The organism is Streptomyces sp. NH27 (genome assembly GCF_056859195.1).
This window is the reverse complement of sequence record NZ_JACEGK010000772.1, coordinates 1-2,487: the sequence shown is the minus strand read 5'-3', so window position 1 is coordinate 2,487 and position 2,487 is coordinate 1. Positions and strand designations below refer to the sequence as shown.

At 67.2% G+C, this 2,487-nt stretch carries 2 protein-coding genes; one reads left to right on the top strand and one right to left on the bottom strand.

The features are described 5' to 3' along the window. Window positions 1-164: 164 nt before the first annotated feature. Window positions 165-1,502 (bottom strand): ABC transporter substrate-binding protein, encoded by a 1,338-nt coding sequence (locus AC13HU_RS35620; protein ID WP_483046142.1) that lies wholly within the window; start codon window positions 1,500-1,502, stop codon window positions 165-167. A 379-nt stretch (window positions 1,503-1,881) separates the two neighbouring features. Here AC13HU_RS35620 and AC13HU_RS35615 point away from each other — a divergent pair. Further along, window positions 1,882-2,487: LacI family DNA-binding transcriptional regulator (locus AC13HU_RS35615; protein WP_483046143.1), on the top strand; the 606-nt coding region annotated here is incomplete at its 3' end.

The window sequence follows — 2,487 nt, the reverse complement described above, 5'->3', positions numbered from 1 at the left end:
GGACGAAGCGGAGGGATGTGCGGGCGGATACGGCACGGGTGCGGCACGGGTGCGCGGCGGCGGTGGCCGGGCACGGGCCGCCCGGCAGGTGGGAGTCACTGCCGGGCGGCCCCGAACGGTTCGGCGCTAGCGCCGTGACCGGACCTGACCTGTCCTGACCGGGGTCAGCTGCCGACCTGGTCCTTGACGAGGGCCTCGACCTTGGACCACGCCGAGGACTTGGAGGTGCCGCGCTGCTCCATGTCGAGCAGCCCGTTCTGGGTGATGATGTCCTTCACGGTGCCGTCGTTCGGGCCGATCGGGGCGGGCTGGATGTTGTGCGCGGTGGTCGCGAAGATCTTGCCGACCGGGGTGCCGGGGAAGTAGTCGTTGGTGGTGCTCTCCACCGCGGGGTCGTCCAGGCCGGCCTTCGTCGACGGGATGTTGCCGAACTTCTGGAAGACCTTGACCTGCTGCGCCGGGGCGGTCAGCCACTGCGCCAGCGCCTCGGCCTCGGCCACGTGCTTACCGGACTTCGGGATGCCGAGGAACGAGCCGCCCCAGTTGCCGGCCTGCGGCGGCTGGGCGATGTCCCAGTTGCCCTTGTTGGCGGGACCGGAGTTCGACGCGACCTGGCCGATCATCCAGCTCGGGCAGGCGACGGTGGCGAACTTGTCGGTCTTGAACGCCGCGCTCCAGGTGTTGTTCTGGTCGAACTGCTGGAGCTTGGCGGTCAGGCCGTCCTGTACCGCCTCGGCGGACAGGTTCCACGCGGTCTGCACACCGGGGCTGGAGGCGTAGATCAGCTTCCCGCTCTGGTCGGAGTACTGCGTGGACTGGCTGGACAGCACCGCGTTGAACAGGCCGCCGGCGGAGTCGGTGAAGGCCACGCCCTTGGGCGACTTGGCCTTGAACTGCTTGCCGACGTCCACGAACTTCTGCCAGTCGCCGGCCCACAGCGCCGCGACCGCGTCCCGGTCGCTGGGCAGCCTGGCCGCCTTGAACATGTCCTTGCGGTAGCAGATCGCGGTGGGGCCGACGTCCGTGCCGACACCTATGATCCTGCCGTCGGAGGTGGTGGCCTCCTTCTCCTTGTAGTCCAGCCAGTCAGCGGCGTTGAAGCCCTTGACCGTCTTGAAGTCCACGAACTTGTTCGCGAACTGCGGCTGGACCGCGTTCGCCACGAAGCCGATCTCGATCGCCTGGATGTCGTCCAGGCCGCTGTTCTGGTTCAGGTGCAGCTTCAGCGCGTTCCAGTACTGGCCGCTGTCGGAGACGTTGTCTTCCTTGATCGTGATGTTCGGGTGCAGCTTGTGGTACTCGGCGAAGAGCTTCGCGCCCGTCTTGTCGTCGTAGCCGAACGAGCCGTAGTCACCGATGCGCAGGGTGATCTTTTCGTTGGACGAGCTCCCCTTGCTGTCGTCCTTGCTGTTGCTGCCGCAACCGGTGATCAGGGTCGCGCAGGCTGCGAGACCCGCGACCGCGATGACGGCGGTCCTGCGGGTTCTGCCGGAAGTGCGCATTCCACTCTCCTTGTCAGGGTGGGTCGTGCGATGCGGTGGTGCGTGCGATGCGGTGGAGCCGTCCCCGGGTGATCGTGAAAGCAATGTGTGGGAGCGCTCCCACTAGGCTTGCCGGAACACTCACGCCTGGGAGGGGTCAGTGTCAAGATGTGAAGTCGATTTCGTTGCCGGAACGTGTCCGGGGCGGACAGATGGTCACTTCTTGAACGGATGGCTCCATCGGGCATCGCCGGAGGCCGGCGTGGGTGCTTGTATCGTGGGAGCGCTCTCATGCGCTGCGCCTCAGCGGATGGAGCTCGCGCTGACGATCTGATCCGCCGCCTTTCGTGCACCAGGTCGTAAGGTGGCGCGCAAATGAGTACAGGAGGCTCCAGTGGCCATGAACGGGCGGCACAGCGGACGGCCCACCCTTGAGGAGGTTGCCGTGCGCGCGGGGGTGGGGCGCGGCACCGTCTCCCGGGTGATCAACGGGTCGCCGAGGGTCAGTGATCGGGCGAAGGCGGCGGTGGAGGCGGCGATCGCCGAGCTCGGGTATGTGCCGAACCGGGCGGCCCGGGCGCTGGCCGGAAACCGTACGGACGCGATCGCGCTGGTCATTCCCGAGCCGGAGACGCGGTTGTTCGCGGAGCCGTACTTCTCGGACATCATCCGTGGGATCGGGGCGGAACTGGCCGACACGGACATGCAGTTGCTGCTGACGTTGATTCGGACGCCGAAGGAGCGGGCGCGCTTCGCGCAGTATCTCGCGGCGCATCGGGTGGACGGGGTGCTGCTGGTTTCCGTGCACGAGGATGATCCGCTGCCGGATCTGCTGGAGCAACTCGACATGCCTGCCGTGCTCAACGGGCGGCGGTCGGATCTGGAGTCGGTGTCGTATGTGGACGCCGACAATGTGGGTGGGGCGCGGGCGGCTGTCGCGCATCTCATCGAGCGGGGGCGGCGGCGGGTGGCGACGATTACCGGGCCGCTGGACATGTATGTGGCG